Source organism: Microbulbifer mixtoriginis (SeqCode), assembly GCF_052467235.1.
The window spans coordinates 4,660,097-4,676,733 of sequence record NZ_CP174305.1 but is presented as its reverse complement, the minus strand read 5'-3'; the positions used below and the strand labels follow the sequence as shown (position 1 = coordinate 4,676,733).

General features: G+C 47.1%; 14 protein-coding genes. 7 read left to right on the top strand and 7 right to left on the bottom strand.

Features of this window, described 5'->3' with window-relative positions:
- Window positions 1-34: 34 nt before the first annotated feature.
- Window positions 35-3,163 carry a TonB-dependent receptor gene (locus ACJJIO_RS20420; RefSeq protein WP_444909652.1) on the bottom strand — a complete coding sequence of 1,043 codons (3,129 nt, stop codon included), beginning with the start codon at window positions 3,161-3,163 and terminating at the stop codon, window positions 35-37.
- Window positions 3,164-3,400: 237 nt separating this feature from the next.
- Between ACJJIO_RS20420 and ACJJIO_RS20415 the strand changes: the two genes are divergently transcribed.
- Window positions 3,401-4,225, top strand: a complete 825-nt coding sequence (locus tag ACJJIO_RS20415; RefSeq protein WP_444909651.1) for a S1/P1 nuclease — start codon at window positions 3,401-3,403, stop codon at window positions 4,223-4,225.
- A gap of 257 nt (window positions 4,226-4,482) precedes the next feature.
- Here ACJJIO_RS20415 and ACJJIO_RS20410 read toward each other — a convergent pair whose 3' ends face one another.
- Window positions 4,483-5,955: an endonuclease/exonuclease/phosphatase family protein gene (locus ACJJIO_RS20410; protein ID WP_444909650.1), complete on the bottom strand. Its 1,473-nt coding sequence runs from the start codon at window positions 5,953-5,955 to the stop codon at window positions 4,483-4,485.
- Window positions 5,956-6,445: 490 nt separating this feature from the next.
- Here ACJJIO_RS20410 and ACJJIO_RS20405 point away from each other — a divergent pair, with 490 nt between their 5' ends.
- From ACJJIO_RS20405 to ACJJIO_RS20380, 6 genes are all read left to right on the top strand, one after another.
- Window positions 6,446-6,835, top strand: coding sequence for a c-type cytochrome (locus ACJJIO_RS20405; protein WP_252085857.1), 390 nt, complete (start codon window positions 6,446-6,448; stop codon window positions 6,833-6,835).
- Window positions 6,836-6,841: 6 nt separating this feature from the next.
- Window positions 6,842-8,233, top strand: coding sequence for an FAD-linked oxidoreductase, L-gulonolactone oxidase family (locus tag ACJJIO_RS20400; protein WP_444909649.1), 1,392 nt, complete (start codon window positions 6,842-6,844; stop codon window positions 8,231-8,233).
- A 49-nt stretch (window positions 8,234-8,282) separates the two neighbouring features.
- Window positions 8,283-9,572 carry a DSD1 family PLP-dependent enzyme gene (locus ACJJIO_RS20395; RefSeq protein WP_444909648.1) on the top strand — a complete coding sequence of 430 codons (1,290 nt, stop codon included), beginning with the start codon at window positions 8,283-8,285 and terminating at the stop codon, window positions 9,570-9,572.
- A 95-nt stretch (window positions 9,573-9,667) separates the two neighbouring features.
- Window positions 9,668-10,093 (top strand): hypothetical protein, encoded by a 426-nt coding sequence (locus ACJJIO_RS20390; RefSeq protein WP_252085860.1) that lies wholly within the window; start codon window positions 9,668-9,670, stop codon window positions 10,091-10,093.
- A gap of 130 nt (window positions 10,094-10,223) precedes the next feature.
- Window positions 10,224-10,880, top strand: a complete 657-nt coding sequence (locus ACJJIO_RS20385) for a DUF6962 family protein (protein WP_444909647.1) — start codon at window positions 10,224-10,226, stop codon at window positions 10,878-10,880.
- Window positions 10,881-11,074: 194 nt separating this feature from the next.
- Window positions 11,075-11,665, top strand: coding sequence for a cytochrome b (locus ACJJIO_RS20380; RefSeq protein WP_252085862.1), 591 nt, complete (start codon window positions 11,075-11,077; stop codon window positions 11,663-11,665).
- 786 nt (window positions 11,666-12,451) lie between these two features.
- On the opposite strand, the gene arsJ is transcribed toward ACJJIO_RS20380, so the two are convergent.
- From arsJ to xthA, 5 genes are all read right to left on the bottom strand, one after another.
- Complete coding sequence (gene arsJ / locus ACJJIO_RS20375) at window positions 12,452-13,699, bottom strand: organoarsenical effux MFS transporter ArsJ (protein ID WP_444909646.1); 1,248 nt, start codon at window positions 13,697-13,699, stop codon at window positions 12,452-12,454.
- 98 nt (window positions 13,700-13,797) lie between these two features.
- Entirely contained in the window at window positions 13,798-14,793 is a 996-nt protein-coding gene (locus tag ACJJIO_RS20370) for an ArsJ-associated glyceraldehyde-3-phosphate dehydrogenase (RefSeq protein ID WP_444909645.1), read from the bottom strand.
- 108 nt (window positions 14,794-14,901) lie between these two features.
- Window positions 14,902-15,246, bottom strand: a complete 345-nt coding sequence (locus ACJJIO_RS20365) for a metalloregulator ArsR/SmtB family transcription factor (protein ID WP_444909644.1) — start codon at window positions 15,244-15,246, stop codon at window positions 14,902-14,904.
- Between the two features lie 19 nt (window positions 15,247-15,265).
- A complete protein-coding gene (locus tag ACJJIO_RS20360) occupies window positions 15,266-15,685 on the bottom strand; it encodes an arsenate reductase ArsC (RefSeq protein ID WP_444909643.1) in 420 nt (139 codons plus the stop codon).
- 113 nt (window positions 15,686-15,798) lie between these two features.
- Window positions 15,799-16,614, bottom strand: coding sequence for an exodeoxyribonuclease III (gene xthA / locus ACJJIO_RS20355; RefSeq protein WP_252085867.1), 816 nt, complete (start codon window positions 16,612-16,614; stop codon window positions 15,799-15,801).
- Window positions 16,615-16,637 lie beyond the last annotated feature (23 nt).

Below are 16,637 nucleotides of genomic sequence, written 5' to 3'. Positions count from 1 at the left end.
GAAAGCCGCGGCAATTGCCGCGGCTTTCTTATGGTTAGAATTCGTAGCGAACGCCTATACGAGCGCTCCAATAAGACGGTTCAGCAACCCGTGTCTGGCCTGATGGCTCTAAGAATTTATTGAAAACGTAGCGGCCTTGATCATCGATATCAGCCTCTACAGCGGCCTGATAGCGCGGGAAATCTCCTTCATACATCACGCCCCAATCATCGTTAATCAAGTTCCCCAGATTTTCTACGATAAAGTAGGCGTTGATCCTGTCATCCGCGCGCCAACCGGGTAATTCCTGGTCAATACGTAGGTCGAACTTGGTCCACCAATCACTATGGATTTCATTTCGCTCCATAATCTGACCGCGATCAAGATCTTCAGAATCAACAAAAGCGAAAAAGGCTTCAGTATCGAAGTCTTCAGCAAATACTACATTTGCGTCATCGCTACCGGTTGGTATGTACAGTAGGCTGCGGCCGGAGCCTACATCGCCAAATAAGCCGCCGCCAAAGGTATAGCTATAGGGTAGCCCTTCATTTGCACTGCCAAACAAGGTAAAGCGCGTTTCATAGCCTGCAAAAAACTCGTGAGCGTAGTCCATTTTGAGAGTGAAGCGGTGGGGTACCACATAGTTGGAGGTAGCGGCCCCCGGGTTCTCAGCATCGACAGTTGCAATTTTGGTGTAGTTAGACCAAGCCACAGAACTGGTCATTGGATTCACATCCTCGGCTTCTGTGTAGGCATAGCCCAAGGCTACATTGAGACCAAAGTCGAAGGATTTGCTTAGACCCAGGGATAGAACGCTGGAAAAACCGGAATCTCCTTTTACGTTAGTGAGCATAAAGTCTCCGCTACGACCATTGGCGCTTTCATAAATTGGGCGCCCATCCACAGCAGTATCTACTTGTTGCAGGGATATATCGCGGACAATGGCAGCATCTTTATAGTCGCTATAGAGGTAGTCAGCAGAAAGCAAATAGCCGGATTCAAACTCGTAACTAGCGCCGATGGCATACTTCCAAACTGAAGGGATTTCGAAATCCGGATCCATTAGATTGACGCCACCAGATCTACCTTCTCCATTGGCAACCTGGTCATATAGATTTTGCGGTATGTCATAGATGGGGCGGCCACTGCCAGTCCAGTCCATATCGAAGAGCGGGGTTCCACTACTATCGGTGGTTTCTATCTGCAATACCCCGTTGTTGGAATAATTGTTGGAAATCCAAACGTTGGGATTGCCACCAGAATATAGGCCCAGGCCACCGTGTAGCTCCAGGCTATCATTGACATTCCAGTTGAGACCGAGACGTGGCTGTAAAAGGTCTATGCCATCCATATTATGCTGGTTACTGAAACCGTACGTTTCTGTGATATCCAGATTCTTCACCGGCCTATCGTTGCTGCTGTAGCGGTCATAGCGCAAGCCTGCTACGACTGTGAGATCAACTTCGGCAAAAGTGTATTCATCCTGCAGGTAGAAAGTATCGATGTCATAAGCAAACTCTGCTGCAGCATCCAAGGGATTATTGGTGATGGCAGCATTTTCATAGATAATTTTGCTGGCAACGCCATTTTCAAAATCTTCGATACTAGCAAACCGGTACTCCCCCTGTGCTTCCTGAATAAACAGGTTAAATACATCGAAACTTTCATGTTCGTAGCCGGCGGTGAGATTGTGCTCACCCAGCAATAAGCGCCCGGCGAGTTTTATGCTCAAATTATCGTAACTCAGCTTATTGGCATGGCGGGAGTCATCAGATCCCAAGTAAACCGTTGCGCTCTTTAGGCCTTCTTCGTCCTTACTGGTGACCTGGACTTCACCAAATTCAGTACCACCGAGAGAGAGTTGCCAGTTATCCAACTCTGAATAACCGATCTTTATTTCTGTAGAAAAGATATCGCTCCAATCGGAAAACAGCTGAACAATATAAGAATTCAGTTCGGCACCGCGCTCATAATAATGATTGGATAGCTCTAGCTCATTGTAGTCGTCGTCGGATTCGGCAATAGAGTAGCCATCGTTGTAGTTATAGGTAAGAGAGGCTCGATGATTATCGCTGATATTCCAGTCTAGCTTGATCAGCAATTTCTCATCTTCTTCCGGCAGGCTTGAGGGGAGCCGGCCAGGGTTATAATCGTACACATCATTCGCGATGCGCACGATTTCCTGCAGCTGCTCCTGAGATACGCCCTCAACCTCAGAGGGAGAGTTACTACCTGTTGGTCCACGGTCAAAAGTAGCGACACCTTCTAGCTTTTCGTAAGCGGTGAAGAAGAACAGTTTGTCCTGGATAATGGCTCCACCTAAGGTAGCGTTGTAGCGTTTCTCATCAAAGCTGGCTACAGGGAAGTCTTCACCCTCAAGAGAATCTCCACGGAAACCATCATCGGTATAGTCATAAAAGAATGAACCATGCCACTCATTGCTGCCGGACTTGGTCACTGCATTGATGTTACAGGCGCTGAATCCGCCGTACTGCACATCGAATGGAGCCAGCTCTACAGCAACTTGCTCGATTGCATCGTATGAGAAGGGCATGCGTTCTGTTGGATAGCCATTGCTATTCAAGCCAAAGTTGTCATTCATGCGCACCCCGTCAACAGTAAGGCTGTTGAAGCGCGGGTTGGCGCCAGTACATTGAATAGAGTCATAACTGGCTTCGTCGATGTAAACTCGTGGGTCCAGACGTAGCAAGTCCTTGATATCGCGGTTTACTGCGGGTGCACTGGCTAGGTCATCGCTATTGAAGTGAGATGCCGGGCCTACCGCTAGTCGGGAAGTAGTGATAGCTTGTCCAAGCACGCTGACTTCCTCAAGGTTACTTGTGTCGAGGGATACCACCAGGGGCAGGGTATCGCCTACTGAGAGATAAATATCTTCAAAGGTACGATCCCCCTGTTCGGTTTCAATTTTGACGATATAAGGGCCACCCACACGCAAACCACTGAGATTAAACTGTCCTGATTCTCCTACCTCGGCCACTCGCCGACTATTGGATGGCGTGTGCACTACAGTAATTTTTGCATCGCTGATGGCTTCGCCTGCGCTACCAGTAATAGAGCCGCGAATGGCTGCGGCAGTTTCCTGAGCGTAAGAGATATGTGTTGAACCAATCGCGGAGATAATCGCGGCGGATAAGCACATGCGCCGGAAGATAGAAGGTTTCATAACTAGATCCTGGTCTTTAAGTGGGCCAACAGCGTGGCTTTGAGAGAACTGGTTGTAAACGGCTCCCGAGACTCATCCCCAGGTCTCGGCCAGAGTGCTTTTTAGCGGGTGAAATTGAAGGGCTGGTTAACGATTTGTTGCAATTTTGTAACAGGTTCGTGAGATGGCATTGATGCATACCAATTTGTCACAAGTGTTTATTAAGCTTGCCGCAAATTTCTGCAGTGGATGATTGAGATGATTAACCTAAAAAAAATAATTTGTATAAATATTCTATTGGTTGGGCTGCTCAGCACCCTAAAAACCCATGCTTGGGGAGATGATGGCCATAGAGTGGTTGGAGAAATCGCTTGGCATTATTTGGCACCTAATGTAGCCGCAGAAGTTGAATTGTTACTTGATGAGGTTGGGGAACCACATCTGGCAGAGTCAGCCACCTGGGCGGATCGTATTCGTTCCAACGAGCAATATAATTGGGCAGCGCCCATGCACTATATCAATCTATCTCGGGACTGGAACCGCTATGACGCGGAGAGGGATTGCCCTCCAACAGGATGTATTGTCAAAGCCATTCAGCAGTTTGAAGAAGTTCTTGCAGATCGCACCCGGTCAGGGACAGAGCGTGCCGAGGCCTTAATGTTTATTGCGCACTTTGTAGGGGATCTTCATCAGCCGCTACACACAGGTCTTTATTCGGATCGTGGTGGCAACGATGTATTCGTGCACTTTTATGGAGAGGAGACCAATTTACACGCTCTTTGGGATATCCATCTTGTCTCAAGAGTGGTTACCGATTGGCAGGGTTATGCAAAAGAACAGACAGAAAAAATTGGTGCAGTCCAGAGCCAGCTTTGGCAGTCTACAGATGCAATAGACTGGGCAAAGGAGTCCCATCAGTTGGCTCATAAACTGGCATATACCAATGAAACTCAATTGGGGGAAAAGTACTTCTTGCGCTGCAGGGATTCCTTAGAAATGCGTCTACAGCAAGGTGGTGTGCGCTTAGCTGCCGTACTTAACAAAGTTTTGGGTGGAAGATCATTGAAGATGGTCGATCGATAATTAATCTAGTGGTTTTATTGTGGTGTTAGCCTCCACGAGATAAGGGAAACTAGCATCCATCGCTCATTGAGTGAAGGAGTTTTCCTAAACACCGGCTTAAGGATGGTAGATTCTAAATAATGCAATTCGAGCTCTTTTGACAATTAAAGTGCCCGTCCAAGCCCGAATTGCTCCTAAAAACTGGACATTAGTTTAGAGCTACTTCTCCTTGAGCATGTGAGCGCAAAAGCAACTGTTTGGAAGTAATTGAAGACATGCTATCTCCCAAGCTCAACCTTGAAGAACTCCCAGGCTAACTGATTATCTGAAGCGGACAGGTTACGATTTGCGTCCGCCATCACATATTTTCCGTGGGCTGTTTTCAAAGTGATTTTGTCATTTTGATTCAAACAGGCCCATCCGTTGGAATGGTTGTAAAGGACAAATTTCTCCCAGCCTAAAAGCACACTGGCTCTTACATCGACATTATGGTTGTTATGTGGAGTGGCACGTAAGTAATGACCGTTATGGGCGCGCAGTGAAACCGTGTCACCACTCTGAATACAGCGGTGATCCACCCACTGCTGGGTGTTCCCTTTTTGCTCCAGCGCAAGAGTAAAAGTCTCCCATTCTGCAGCCGCAGCAGGCATATTTTTTGCCTCATCGTTACCACCGTAGACAGCCTGAATGCGTGTGTTGTGGTGGGTATTAAGCAGGGAGGCTGTATGTGCCCTCGCATAAGTGGATGAATAGGCGGCAGCGTGATTGGTCCAACTTAATGTTGCCGTAATGGGGTTGTGATCACTGATGCTCTGGTGGACTTCATCATACCGGTTGGTAAAGAAGCTAATTTGCGAGTTGCCGCGAAAAGCAATATGGTCAACACCCTTACAGGGGCCCTTTACATCGTTAATATTCGTATTACCTGCGGCATAACTTACCTGGCTACAGGACCAGGTTAAGCCCAACTCGGAAGCCCAGCGCCCCAACTCCGACTGATTAGGTCCTGGCTGCCAGCCGCCGTTGTCAATCCATGCATTAAAGTCACCCATTACAATCACTGGATATCCGGCCGAATTTTGTTGAATAAAATGTTTGAGCTGGTTGAACTGGCCTGTTTTCTCCTGGCCGTTACTGGTGTCCATGTGAGTATTGTAAAAGTGTACTTTTAGGTCCTTGGCTAGCTGAACTTCAGTGAAGGTGAAGCCTTTTTCCGTCTCACAATCGGGACTTGAGCCGTTTGCGATGAAGTCTGAGTAGGTACCCTTACAGCTTGAATACTCAACATGCAGCTGCCTTCCATTAATAGGGTGTTTGCTGATAGTGCTTAAACCATCGCCAAAACTGAAGACCCCGCCCTGGAAATGATCACTTCGATAAGGATATTCTGTTTGGCTAAGGGGAGACATCACCGCGTAATTTCTGACCCAGTTTTCCTGGAGTCCGACAATATCGTAGGCCTGCCCAGCAATATAGGTGGATGAAAATAGAGATGCCTGGCCATCAGAAATACCCTGTAAACCTTCAGGAAAGCCCTTTATGTTGGCTGCCATTACTCTAATTTGGCCACTTTGCCCAGCCAAGCTTCCCGGCCTGCTATAGGCTTGATTGCCCACAGTGCCGGTAAAACCTACCTGAGTGCTGGAACTAACCAGAATATCCCATATTTCTGACAAAGTTATTGCTGAAGCAGAAGCGCTTAGGCCCAGGCTTCCTACGATAAGAGCTGATCTTAATAGTTTGTTTTTCATTTATTGTTATCCGTTATTTAAATTGTCCGATTTTATTGTTCTATCAATGGTGTATCTCGGATATCGGTCTTTTGGTTGTGCGTGATAAGGGGAACGATTTTTAATTAATTATGAGGCCTCCTTAATTGACAAATATTACTAGCAATATTTAAGCGATTTTATTTGGCGCCTACCGGACGGATAAAAGACTTCAGTAATAGATACTAATTGTCATTTCATCAATAAGTAAGATAGAAAGAGCTTTAACGGGCTATGGCCAAAATAAAAGGTTGGGCAAGCGTACTAGAAAGCAATTGCCGGAATAATAAAGGATTGGTGATATGAGTGGATACAGGATTAGTAAATTTTAAAATCAATAATAGACTGAGCAGTTCCGCTTGTTGTCTTAGCTGCCAGCCTGATTAACAATGGTTGCAGTTTAAGTACACAACGCCCACCTCAGGCTCCAGAGCCTGGGAAATATTAACAATAATGTAGTAGGTGTACATACATGGAACTGGTAGGACCTCACCGGAGCCTTAGGCTCTTCTGCGCCCCCCTTATTGTGGCTTTACTGACGAGTGGTTGCTCGGAATCCAGCGACAGTAGCCCTAAAAACCGTTTGGCCTTAGCCCAACAAGCGCTGACTTTGGCGCCCGCTGATCCAGAAATTGCTGAAATCTATCAGCGAACCTGTCGCAGCTGTCACAGCACTGGGGTCAGCGCTGCGCCACTCACTGGGGACATTGCCGGCTGGGAACCGCGTCTCGACAAGGGAATGGATGTATTGGTTGAAAACGCGATTAATGGTTTCCAGGGGATGCCGCCACTGGGTCTTTGTTTCGAGTGCTCACCGGAGCAGTTTGAACAGTTAATTGCCTTTATGGCCTCTGCGGAGTAAGGGATTATGCAGCAGTCACGTCGCCGCTTTATTACAACTATTGCCGCTGGTTCTACAGCTATCGCTGCTACTCCAATCTCCTCTATGGCACGCACCTTGGTACAGGCGAGTGACCCAGTAAAGCGTAAGGGTATCCGCTGGCGCAACTGGTCTGGTTCGCAAGACTGCCTGCCCAGTGAACGTCTGGCACCAAAGACAATCGCCGAACTACAGCAACGTGTAGCTGATGCTAGAGGTACTGTTAGAGCTGTGGGGGCTGGGCACTCCTTCACGGCCTTGGTGCCCACCGATGACACCATTCTCTCGCTCGGGCGCATTAGCGGTGTGGCCGATCATAGTAGCGAAACCACCCAGGCTACGATTTACGCGGGTACACGTATAGCCGATCTTGGCCAGCCGCTTGAAGATATTGGTCAAGCCTTGATTAATCAGCCGGATATTGATGAGCAAACTCTCGGCGGATGCCTGGCCACTGCCACTCATGGCACTGGGGCCGGTTTAGGTTGTATGTCCAGCTATGTAACGGGATTGGAGCTAGTTACGGCAGATGGCAGCACTCTGTGGTGCGATGCAGAGCAAAACCCAGAGACTTTCATAGCAGCCAAAGTTTCCTTGGGTAGTCTGGGGTTAGTGACCAAGGTGCGTATGCAGAACCAGTCCAGTTACAAACTTCGGCGAGAATCCTGGGTGGCTCCCATGGGGGAGGTGCTTGAGCAGGCGGAGACACTGGCGGAGTCAAATCGCAATTTCGAGTTTTACTATATTCCTTTCTCCGGAATGTGTATGGCTGATACGCACCAATTAACCGATGAAGAGATCTTTACCACCGCGCGTGAAGATACTAACGAAGCTGTAATGACCCTTAAAACTGTTCGAGACTGGCTTGGCTGGTCGCCCAGATTACGGAAATACGCCTTACAGTCTGCAATGGAGGATATTGAAAAGGAGGTGGTTGTGGAGTCCTCTTGGCGAAACTACGCCAGTGAGCGAAATGTTCGCTTCAATGAGATGGAATACCACCTTCCCAGGGAAGCCGGACTGGCCGCTTTTGAGGAGCTACGCCGTACAATCGAAGAGAACAATCTTAATGTGTTCTTTCCTATCGAAGTGCGCTTTGTAAAGGGGGATGATATTTGGTTGAGCCCCTTCTACCAGCAGGATTCCGTATCTATTGCGGTACACCGTTACTTTGAGGAGGATTACCAGCCCCTTTTTAAGGCACTGGAACCCATTATGCGCAAGCATGGTGGCAGACCGCACTGGGGGAAACTTAATACCTTGCATCGGCAGGACCTGGCTGGTTTGTACCCCCGCTGGCAGGATTTTCTTGAGGTAAGACGTGAACTTGACCCTAAAGGAAAATTTTTAAACCCGTACCTGAAAAAACTAATTGGTTGATAGGGCCCTTATTCATCTCAGGGCTGAAGAGAGACTAGGGGAGCGAGCTGTGCAGAAAACGCGGAGAAAATTTTTACTGGGCGGAGCGGCATTGGGGGTTGCGGCCGCATTTCCTTTGTTAAGGCCTAAAGCTTTGGGGAAGGGGGGGCACACTAACTATTTTCAAAGTCTCTCTAAGGCTCTGGATTCCGCAGGTTTCTCTGGTCCCACAATGGTAGTGGATTTAAACCGCCTGAGAGCCAATGCGACTGTACTTTCTGGGCATCTAAATGGGCACTTTGACTATCGAGTTGTTGCCAAATCGTTACCAGCTCTGGGGTTACTGGAGGCGGTTGCCAAACAGACTGGTACGCAGCGGTATATGGTTTTCCATCTACCTTTTTTGCAACAGTTGGCGCAGTCACAACCACAGGCAGATATTTTGCTGGGTAAGCCTCTTCCGATTGCTGCGGCCAAGAGCTTTTATAGCCGCCCAACAACCAGTGGATTTGACCCTAGAACACAACTTCAGTGGCTGATTGATAGCCCTCGGCGGCTACAACAGTATGCGGCACTAGCCGGTAGCCTTGAGCAAAGGTTACAAATCAATATCGAGTTGGATGTGGGGTTGCACCGCGGTGGAGTCAGCGATGCTCGTGACCTTACTGAAATGCTCAATATTATTAAGGCAGAACCACTGCTTACTCTGTCGGGATTTATGGGCTATGACGCCCATGCGGCTAAGATGCCGGGTATTTTAGGTGGCCCAGAGAAGGCCATTGATCGCGGTTTGGAGATTTATACTCAGAGGCTTGAGCAAGCTAAACAATTGTTGGGTGACCAGTATCCTAAAAGGTTGACGTTGAATGGCGCCGGCAGCCCGACTTACCAGCTTTATAAATCACGCTCAGATAGTGCACCCTGTAATGAGCTGTCGGCAGGTTCCTGTCTTGTTAAACCTATAGATTTTGATATCCCCACTCTCAGTGATCACAAGGCGGCTGCATTTATCGCCAGCCCAGTATTGAAGAAGTTACCGCAGACACAAATTCCTGGTTTGGAGAAACTAACGGGTACGATGCGCTGGTTAAACCCAAATCGCGAGCAGACATTCTTTATCTCTGGGGGGTATTGGAAGGCGCTGCCCGAATCTCCAGAAGGTCTTTCGATCAATCCTATTTATGGACGCTCTACAAATCAGGAAATGCTCAATGCTTCCAATCAGGTTGTCCTACAAGAGGATGACTGGGTTTTCCTGCGACCAACTCAAAGTGAGTCTGTATTTCTTCAGTTTGGGGATATAGCTGTGTATGACAAAGGGGAGATCGTGGAGCGCTGGCCTGTATTAAGTAACTCCTGAAAAAACATCTTTACATGGTTCTAAATAGATGACGCTGTACTGTATATAACCGTATGTAATCACAAGTAATTATTATAATAAATTTGGAGAGTGACGTGATCTTTGAGCTGGTTTTAGTGCTAAATACTATTTGGTTTTTAATGGGTTTCAATGTTTTCTCCTTGCGGGGAAAGATTTTTGCCAAGCTGGTTGTTCCTAGAGAGCATAGGGATACCCCTGTCTTTGGAATACTGGCTGAGTCAGGTAAATTTCTAGGCGGGTTTAATTTTTCATTGGCGCTAATGAGTATTCTTTTATTGGTTAATCACGCCTCCTTTTCTGGGGATATTCAAAGATCTATATTGCTTTTTGTTTTTTCTGTTACACATGGTTCTCAGTTTATTTATAACTTGCCAGTCGCGCTAAAGAACCGAAAAGGGGGTGGGCCTTGGAAAGTGAAAGGTGTGATGAAGTTTATATTTATTATGGACTTTATCATGATGATGATTAATTTAACCCTGGCGCTTTGGTATTGGTTGTAATGAGGCTGGTCGTTCGGTGTCGGCTAGTGTTGCCATTGCTGTTATGGGTGGCTTTTACGGTTTAATAGGTGATGCGATATTGAGTGATATTTTCCATATAAATATGCTGCGTTGAAGGGATGTGAAATAGGTGCTTAAATTAACAGATGTACCTACTGAACAAGTTTCGGCAATAACAGACTTGGTATTGGCTGTATTGGCGTTGTTTATATTTCTTTATTTTATTAGACCGGAATTCAAGTCCGGCTGGAAGAGAAATTGCTGGATTTGTTTCTTTGGGGTGATGTTTATCGTTGGCCTATTGGGTTCGGTAATTCATGGCTTTCAGATTGCCGGGCCTGAAAGAATATTCATGTGGCATATTTTATTTTTTTTCCTCGGTCTTTTTCTGGTGTCGTTTACACTCGCTATTATTGGTGATCTTGCCGGTGAGCGAATATCGAGAAAATTATTGCCCTACATATTTTTAATTGGCCTGATATTTTATTTCATTGCAGTATCTAGAATTGATGGTTTCATAGTATTTGTGGGTTATCAAGCGTTAGTGATGATTCCTGTTGTTATTGGTTATACATGGATGGGGGTTAGGGGGCGTTTACCTGGGGCTTGGTATATGGTTGTTGGCGGGTTTATTTCTCTCCTAGCTGTGGTATTGCAAGTCAGAACGGCTCTGGAGTTTACGTTTATTTGGACGTTTAACCACAATAGTCTTTATCATATGGTTCAAACAATAGGCGTATTGTTCTTTTTTGCAGGAATAAGAAAGTCACTGCAGGCATCAATATGATTTTTTACGCAATTTAATTCTTTAGGTTTTTATGAATCGAAATCCTCTACTCAAAGTGCTGTGATCTATAGGGGGGCAGAGAAAAGGCGCCCACACCCCCCTAAGTATTCATGATTGAAGCTGTATTATAAGGCCCCTGGCCAGCTTTAGGGTTATAGTGTTTTAGGCTGCACAATTTATAAAGAAGGCATTCTATGGGCGCCCGAAATACTATCTATGAATATGGGGCAGTTGCTAAGTGGCTTCATTGGATAATAGCATTCTTAATTCTAGGATCTTACGTCAGTGTCTATTACCTCCAATGGTTTACTGAAGAGGATACCCCAGCAAACTGGATTGCCTTACAGCTGCACTTGTCTATTGGCATAACGATTGGTGCTTTTGTACTGTTACGGATATTTTGGCGTTTGACTAACCCCACTCCGAAACTGGAACCTGGCTCCAGGCTAGAGCACTTTGCCGCGCATACAGGCCATTTTCTGTTATATGTAGTCATGATACTAGCACCATTAACCGGATACCTAGGAACTGGGGTGAATACTGAGTACTTTTTCCTGTTTGAAATCCCTCAGTTTGCTGACACTTCCCTTTTTGCCCACCTTGTTCAGAATAAAATGGGCTTGACCTTCAAACAGTTCGAGGAACCTATCGATTTCATTCATAAGGAAGTGCTGGGTGAATGGCTTATCTGGTTACTTATTTTGGGACACTTCTTGGCAGCCCTTTATCATCACTTTATAAAGAAAGACCGTACACTGATTAGGATGACTACGGGTAATCAGTGAAACAAGTACTCTTATAAAGTCATTTACCTTGCCCGTGATTTAAATGGCTCTACTATGTGTTCGTTGGTCGAAAACCATAAAGCCGGAGTGCTCTGTTTGACCCTTGATAATGTTGCAGAGACCAGGAATGTATTTTTGAAAATCAGTTGTGCCTGCATTAAGGTTTTATTTATGACTCTAGTGAGGAAATTACTTTACCTAATCGCATCCTCAAAGATATAAAAGGCTTTACTGGCGATTAAGTCCAGTATCTGAAAGTTACAGGGGGCTGATAACCTTGGTCTTTCATACCTATGTAAGCGCTATTGAGCTAAAAAGTTCTCCGCACCTGACAGAGTTTTGAGACTAGTATTGGCGCCAGATTTCAGTGCCGTTCCCGCAATTGATGTTTATATAAATTTTGGAGATCCTTCTAAGGAAACCTGAATGTTTATTGTACTGAGTAATTTGCATATATAACCCCGTCAAGATTTTACCCAGGTGTATTGGCAGAATTTGATGCCAATTTGGCATAGAAGTTTGGCGCTCGGTTTTCTAATCTTCTGCCCATAACAATGTACCCATCCATAGAGATGGCCTGATAGTTTGGAGTCTGGGTAATAACCGGTATGGTCGTTTACTGCGGGTCCTAAGTGGTAGCTTATGTGTAGTCGTTTATCTTGGATATTGTGGTCCGGAGCTCTCTTGTTGTTGGTTGGCTGTGATCCCCCCGGGGAATTCCACCCCATAGCGAGGGTGGAACCATTGTTCATACTTTCAATTGAAAGCCTCTAATCAGCTATCTGATTAAGTTACTGCATTGATCATCGGGTTGTCTTCTTCGTTGTGTTTTGGCAATGCAAGCGAAATGAAGGTTGCCAAAAACAGCAAGCACGTGGATACCAGCAGGCAAGCTTGTAAACCGGCAATCTGGAAAATCCAGCCCGACAACATAGTTCCGGTAAGGCGGCCCAGAGCGTTTGCCATGTAGTAAAACCCCACATCCATAGAAACGCCATCTTCTCTGGCATAAGCGACGATCAAGTAGCTGTGCACAGAAGAGTTCACTGCAAATAACACAGCGAATACCATGAGGCCCAACAAAATGCTGAGTTGAGAGTGGAAGCCGATATAGAGTGAGAAGGCAATCAGCGCAGGTATCAGAGTTAATGCGCAGCCCCACAATAGGGCGGTTCGCCCATCAGGCAGTGCCGAAGAAAAACTTCCAGTGATCCTTGGGGCAAAGGCTTGTGCTGCGCCATAACCGATGATCCAGCAGGCTAGGAATGCACCGACTTGCCAGTGGCCCCAGTCGAATTGGCTCGCCAGGAAAACGGGCAGGGCGATTACAAACCAAACATCACGAGATGCAAATAGGAACAGTCTTGCAGCCGCAAGGATATTCACCGGGCGACTCTTAGAAAATACATCTTGAAAGCGGGCTTTCACCTTTGCTTTACCCAAGTCTTTTCGTAAAAATTTCTTACTCAATAGCAGTACTGAGGCGAGAGCGACTGCCATTGCGAATATAGCCCCACGAAATTCCAGTAATGCCAATAGGCCTCCGCCCATAAAGAACCCAATGCCTTTCAGGGCATTCTTGGAGCCAGTCAGTAGTGCAATCCAGCGATAAAGAGTTCCTTGGGTATTGTCGTCAGGTAGTAAAAGCTTGATTGAGCTTTTCGCGCTCATCTTGTTTAGGTCTTTGGCTATGCCAGATATTCCCTGAGCGGCCATAACCAAAGGCACACTGAGATAGGTAGAAGGGACCAATAACAGAGCTAAAGCACAAACCTGTAATATCAGACCAATATTCATGGTGCGATTAAGGCCTAGCCGGGCACCGAGCCATCCGCCCACCAAATTGGTGACCACTCCAAAAAACTCATAGAAAAGAAACAGTAGGGCTATTTCGAGAGGGGTGTACCCGAGGGTATGGAAATGCAGAAGCACCAGCATGCGCAGTGCGCCATCGGTTAGAGTAAAAGACCAATAGTTACCAGTCACCAATAAATATTGGCGTACCGAGGGCGAAAGGGTGGAGAAAAACTGCATGGGTTTTGGCTCTAACTACTAGGGGCTCCTGGCCTGAAGATCAGGCCAGCCCCGCGGGTATTTATCAGTTTTTTATTGGTGGGATCTAAGACATTGGCTTATCCAATCAGGCGAGCCAGCTCTGCAGTACGGTTGGCATAGCCCCACTCGTTGTCATACCAGGTATAAATTTTCACTTGAGTGCCATTGACCACCATGGTGGACAGTGCATCAACAATGCTGGAACGTGGGTCGGTTTTGTAATCCACAGATACCAGAGGACGTTCCTCATAACCGAGAATATTTTTCAGCTCGCCCTCTGCTGCGGTTTTCAGTAGGTTATTAACTTCATCCACAGTTGTTTCCCGTTCTACTTCGAAAACACAATCCGTCAGGGAGGCATTGGCCAGCGGGACTCGTACGGCATGGCCGTTTAGCTTGCCAGTCAACTCCGGGAAGATGGCGGTGATTGCTGTGGCTGAGCCGGTAGTAGTGGGTATCAGACTGGCTCCACAGGCCCTTGCGCGGCGCAGATCTGAATGGGGCGCATCAAGGATTGTCTGGGTATTAGTGATATCGTGGATAGTAGTGATAGAGCCATGCTTGATGCCCAGTTTTTCATGTATCACTTTTACCACCGGGGCCAAACAGTTCGTGGTGCAGGAGGCTGCAGTAACAATTTGATGCTTGGCTGGATCATAAATATGCTGATTCACCCCCAAAACAATATTTGGGACCCCGTCTTCTTTGACGGGGGCCGAAACCAGTACACGCTTTACCCCCTGCTTTAAATAGCCCTCCAATTGCGCGCTAGTCTTCATTTTCCCAGAGGCTTCAATAACTAGGTCGCAAGCACTCCAGTCTGTGTCGGCAATGGCGAGATTATGGTTACAACTTATTTCCTGGCCAGCAACCGTAATTGTGTTGTCCTTAGCTTCTGCATAATGCTGCCAACGCCCGTGTACCGAATCAAAATTCAGTAAATGCGCAAGGGTGGAAGCATCTCCAGCGGGGTCATTGATTTGCACAAACTCCAATTCTGGCCAGTCCCAGGCTGCGCGCAGCACAAGCCGACCGATACGACCAAATCCATTGATTCCGACTTTGATAGCCATGTTGTAACTCCTGAGTAATCTGAACATATGAAAAATCGCATATGTCCAGGTAAATTTTTTCAGCGACTTAGTGATATTACTTGCCAGCAAAATACCTACTGCCGTGACTTAGCAGCATAGGCTAGCTCTTTGGGGCCTATCTCCCATTAGGATCAAGTTGCGAAGATCTTCGGCAATAAAGTGCTGATTTGCCTGCAAAGTGTCTTGAAGGATCGATTTGGCCCAGTTGCCCAGTTCAGGGTTGATGCGGTAAAAGATCCACTGTCCCTGGCGGCGGTCCCGCAATAAATCAGCGCCGCGGAGTAGGGCTAAGTGCCGAGATATTTTGGGTTGACTCAAACCCATAGCAGCAGTGAGCTCGCACACGCAAAGTTCTCCCTCGTGGGCGATCAGTAGAAGCGTACGCAGGCGGGTATCGTCTGCCAGGCACTTGTAGAACTGAACTGGGTTCAAGGCTTACCCCAAATCTTGTTTATGCCGCTTTAGCGGCCTTGTTATACACCAGTACAAAAAGTTTGATGCGGGTACTCAGTTCCAACACCGTTGTGTAAAAGGGTTTGAAGCAATGCCGACTGGCAGGGTCTTCAAAATTCCATGAGATCAATTTTCCGTGCCCAGCGGCAGGCACATATTCATTGTGGCTTTTATCACATAAGGTAATGACTAAATCAAAATCCCGGTCAGCTACTTCTTGTAAACTCTTGGAAAAGAGCCCTTTGATCGGGATACCAAAACGTTGGAGAGCCTTGATGGCACGAACGTCCACCGGGGTGGGGTCTGTCCCTGCACTTGAAACCTCGAAGAACTCTCCCCCATAGTTACGCAGTAAAGCCTCAGCTATTAATGAACGAGCCGAATTCCCCGAGCAGACAAACAAAATCTGCCTCTTCATAAATTGCTCCCGAACGGTATACCGTCCGACTTAGTCCGCATTATATATGGAAAAACGAATATTCAAAGGACCAAAAAAACCGGGAGCAGGTCCCGGTTATTCACTATAAATGTTTAGAGCTTGAACTCTGCCCAGACCGGCGCATGGTCTGAGGGGCGCTCCATAGCGCGTATATCATAATCGACCCCTGTGGCCACACAATGTTCCATCAGAGGGCTTGTAGCCATAATCAAGTCGATCCGCAGCCCACGCTTGGGCTCGCGGTCAAAACCCTTACTGCGATAGTCAAACCAGCTAAATACATCATCTGTATCAGGATTCATCGCACGGAAAGTATCCGCCAAGCCCCAGGCCTCAATTTTCTGCAGCCATTCGCGCTCTTCTGGAAGGAAGCTGCACTTGCCGTCGCGCAGCCAGCGCTTGCGATTGGGCTCGCCGATACCGATATCTTGATCACTCGGAGAGATGTTCATGTCGCCAATAACCAGCACCGGGGCTTCGGGATCGCAGGTGGTTTGTAGATAGGTATCGAGGTCAGCGTAGTACTTTTGCTTTGCCGGGAATTTTACTGGGTGTTCACGATTCTCGCCCTGGGGAAAGTAGCCGTTGATGACGGTGAGAGGTTTACTGCCGCCAATATCGAACTTTCCCATGACCATACGGCGCTGGGCGTTATCGTCGTCGGTAGGAAAGCCATATTCGCGATCGATAAATGGTAGGCGTGAGAGCAGGGCAACACCGTAGTGTGTTTTTTGGCCAAAATAGATTAGCTCGTAACCCAGGTCGCGAATGGCATCTACAGGAAAGTCTTCATCGGTAACCTTGGTTTCCTGAAGACCAATGATATCGGGTTGATGGCTATCTACCAGAGCCTGCATTTGGTGCAGGCGAGTGCGAATACTGTTGACGTTAAAGGAAACGACTTTCATTTCTTCCCCCAAATGAAAAAGGT